Source organism: Armatimonadota bacterium, assembly GCA_020354555.1.
In the GTDB taxonomy this organism is placed as follows: domain Bacteria; phylum Armatimonadota; class Hebobacteria.
The window spans coordinates 4,241,448-4,245,073 of the sequence record CP070648.1; the positions used below are offsets into that span (position 1 = coordinate 4,241,448).

The window sequence follows — 3,626 nt, forward strand, 5'->3', positions numbered from 1 at the left end:
GAAGGTGAGGAGGCGGCCGATGTGCAGGTCCACGTAGGCGACTTCCTCATCGTAGGTGGCGCGGTCGGCGGAGAATGCGAAGCCACCTCTGCCGGGTTCGCCCCCGCCGGGCGGAAAGGGTCGGGGCCCGCGTTCGGCCGGCGCCGGTCCATCGGCGCGGGCGCGGCCGAGATCGACCTCACGGTGGCCGATGTAGGGGTAGTGCGGGTCGAAGTAGTGCGCGAAGAGGAAGAAGGGCCGGTCGGGGTCGGCGGCCTCGATGAATGCGAGCGCGCCGTCGGTCACACCTTCGGAGGTGACGGCTGCGCCGCCCAGAGCCATGGTTTCGTCGCGCAGGCCGAAGCCCTGGAGCATGCCGACCTCGCTGGTGACGTAGTGGCCGGAGACGACGGCCATCGTCTGGTAGCCACGGTCGCGAAGGATCTCGGCGAGCGTGGCCTGCTCTGGACCTAGGCGGCTCCAGACGTGCTCGCCGCCGTGCTGCTCGGGGTAGAGGCCGGTGAAGATGGAGCCGAACGAGGGCAGGGTCCACGGCGCCTGGGAGTAGGCGTGGGTGAAGACGGTGGAGCGAGGGGTGAGGAGGCGGCGGGTGTTCGGGGTGCAATCGCGCTCGTGCTCGTCGGGGGATAGGAGACTGGTGGCGTCCCATCGGAGGGTGTCCACGGCGATGACGATGATGTTCGTGCCGGATGCCGCGGCCCAGGCTCGCGTCCGGCGCCCGACGAACAGCCCGCAAGCCCAGAGCACTGCTAAGCATATCATTGTGAGGACGGCGGCAACGTGCAGTCCGGCCGGCAGGCGCGCGGGCACGACGCCGCCGAGCCGCTCGGCCAGCCATCGAACCGGACGGCGCAGAGCCGCGTAGACCGCGAGCGCGGCGAGCAGTCCGACGCATGCCGCGCACGCGGTGATCCATCCGGGCCAGGCGCGCGCCCAGAGGTGGGCGAGGCCGAGGACGTATGCGAGAGTCACGGCGACCGACCAGAGGAGCGCGAACTGCAGGGAGGGTCCATCGCGGTCCGCGGAGAGGGAGGCTTCTACGGCGGAGCTGCGCACGACGATCCAGGCGAGGGCGAGGGAGGCCGCGACGAGGTACCAATGCGAGAGGCCGAAGGCCTGGGGCGCCTCGGCGGGCATGAGGAGGAGGGCCGCGGCGGAGCAGGCGGCGAAGAAGGCGGCGAAGCGGCGCAGGAGACGAGGCGTCACGGCTGGCTCCGGCGAAGCCGAGGACGTCCCCGAGTCCGGAGCCGTCGAGGGGAGACGGGCCTGCCAGGCGGCGAGGGAGAGGACCATGAGAGCGCCTGTCACTCCCCCCAGCAGCGCGCCGAACGCGGCATCGCGGGAGGCGATCCAGAGCGCGGTCCGCCAGAGGTGGTGCCGCAGGTAGTCATGCGCGGCGATCTCTCTCGCCGCGAAGACGATGCCGGCGATGCCTCCGATGGAAGCCGAGTGAAGGACGGTCGGCGACAGGAGCCGCAGGTGTCGGATCATGATGGGGTGGCCGCGGGCAGTATGGAGTGCTGGTGGTCTCTCGATGCCGCTCGTGGGAGACGGGCGACGCACATCCGGGCGCGCTGGTCTACGGTTCGGGGGGACACGGGCAGTTCCTGCCCGGCGGGCGGTCGGCCTGCGCGCTGAGTCCAGGACGGAGGATGTGAACGCCCGGCCGACGTAGAACGGTACGAAGGTGACCGAGGACATCCATCAGGGAGCAGAGGTCGGAGGCGAGGGACGAGCGCCGGAACGCTCGGAGGCGAGCGCGGCCCCCGGGCGCGCGCGGGGACCGCTGTTCGGCGTTCTGAGCGTGTCGGCGTATGCGGTCGTCGCGCTGGCAGTGGCGGTGGTCGTGCGGCTGCGGACCCCAGGCATCCCGGGGTATGACAGCTTCTATCACTTCCGGCACGCCCAGCTCTACTCTGAGCTCGGCATCTGGATGAGGGAGTTCCCCTGGATCGTGTACTCGACGATGAGCCGGTTCGCCGGCGACATCGGGTACGGGTTCCACTTCTTCCTGATTCCCTTCACGTTCGTGCGGGACGAGATGCTGGGGATGAAGCTGGCGGCGGCATGCGAGACGGCGGTCGTCCTCGTCCTTCTCTACGTGGTGCTGCGGCGGCACCAGATCGCGTATGCCGCGGCGTGGCCGTTCCTGCTGCTCTTCATCGGGGGGCCGATCACGTATACGTTCGTGATGACGAGGCCGCAGACGCTGACGATGGGGTTCTCGGCGCTGCTGCTGTCGTTCATGGTGACGGGGAGCGCGTGGGGGGTGCTGGCGGCGAGCTTCCTGCTTGCCTTCTTCCATCTGAACGCCTTTGCGGTCGTGCCGGTGATCGTGGTGGGCGCGGCGGTGGTGAAGCGGGTGGTGGAGTCGCAGTGGGAGTGGTGGAAGTACGCGGCGGCGCTGGGCGGGATCGTGCTGGCCTGGGCGGTGCGGCCGAACCCGATCGGGGTGGCGAAGCTGGAGTACCACCAGGTGATCGTGCACGAGACGGCGCGGTATGCGCAACTGCCGCTGCTGTTCGGCCGGGAGTGGGACCCGGTGCCGACCTCGGCTCTCGGCGCCTTCGCGGTTGCGCTCGTGCTGTGGGGGGCGGCGGCGATTGCCATCATGGCGGCGGGCGAGAGCCGGAAGCTGGCGCCCGCGCCGCACGATCGGACGCTGGCGTGGAGCAGCATGGTGCTCTCGGCGCTGTTCTTCGCGGTCGCGGTTGGGAGCACGAAGCGGGTGACGCCGCTGTGGGCGACGTGCGCGGCGATCGTTCCCGCAGTGGCCTTCACGCTCCTCTTCGAGCGGGGCCGGGATGGGGAGGGGCCGCTGCTCGGGAGAGGGGCGCGGGTGGGGGCGACATGCGTGCTGGCGGTGGTGCTGGGCGGGCTGATGTGGAACGGGCTGAGGGCGAACGCGGCGCACACGACGTGGACGTCCTCGACGCAGTATCGCCCGAAGGCGCCGGCGGAGTGGCTGCGGGACAACGGCCGGGACGGGGAGATCATCTACAACGTGAACTGGAGCACGTTCGCGGAGCTGTTCTTCTGGAACAGCGCGGACTACTACGTGAGTGGGCTCGATCCGGTCTTCCTTTACGCGTACGATCCCCAGCTCTACTGGAAGTTCCATCACCTGGCGACCGGGACGGCCTCCGCGGTCACCTACGGCGACCTGGCGCGCAGCCCAAGCGCGGCCGTCGATACATACGCCTTCGTGCACGACGAACTTCGCGCGTCGCACATCGTGGTGGACCACGCGCGGAACGCGTCCTTCGAAGGATACCTGCGGTCGGACCCGCGGTTCACATCGGCGTTCGACGACGGTACGGTGGCGATCTACGCGGTCGGCGAGCTGGCGGCGGAGTAGGGGAGGACGAGCCGCTTCACTCCGCCGTGGCGGCATCGAGAAGGGCCTTGAGCCTCTCCGCTCTCTCCGCCCACTTGAGGTCTCGCAGGGCGACGAAGGGGATGTCGAGACCACGCTTCTCGAGCTCCTCGCGCAGTACGATCATGAATCCGCCTGCCCCCGGCCCCTCGCCGGCGAGATGGTGTGTGGTCGCTACGCCGCAGGCAGGCGAGCCGTCGTTTCCGACCACGCCGATCACCTCGAAGCCGTGCTTCTGGTACTCATCGAC

General features: G+C 69.6%; 3 protein-coding genes. 1 reads left to right on the forward strand and 2 read right to left on the reverse strand.

The window, feature by feature from the left end; all coding sequences use genetic code 11:
• Positions 1 to 1,491 (reverse strand): sulfatase (locus JSV65_17315; GenBank protein ID UCH34267.1); only part of this gene is annotated, 1,491 nt, incomplete at its 3' end.
• Between the two features lie 196 nt (positions 1,492 to 1,687).
• On the opposite strand from JSV65_17315, the gene JSV65_17320 reads away from it, so the two are divergent.
• Positions 1,688 to 3,358 (forward strand): hypothetical protein, encoded by a 1,671-nt coding sequence (locus JSV65_17320; GenBank protein ID UCH34268.1) that lies wholly within the window; start codon positions 1,688 to 1,690, stop codon positions 3,356 to 3,358.
• A gap of 16 nt (positions 3,359 to 3,374) precedes the next feature.
• On the opposite strand, the gene JSV65_17325 is transcribed toward JSV65_17320, so the two are convergent.
• A partial coding sequence (locus JSV65_17325) for a hypothetical protein (GenBank protein ID UCH34269.1) occupies positions 3,375 to 3,626 on the reverse strand: 252 nt, incomplete at its 5' end.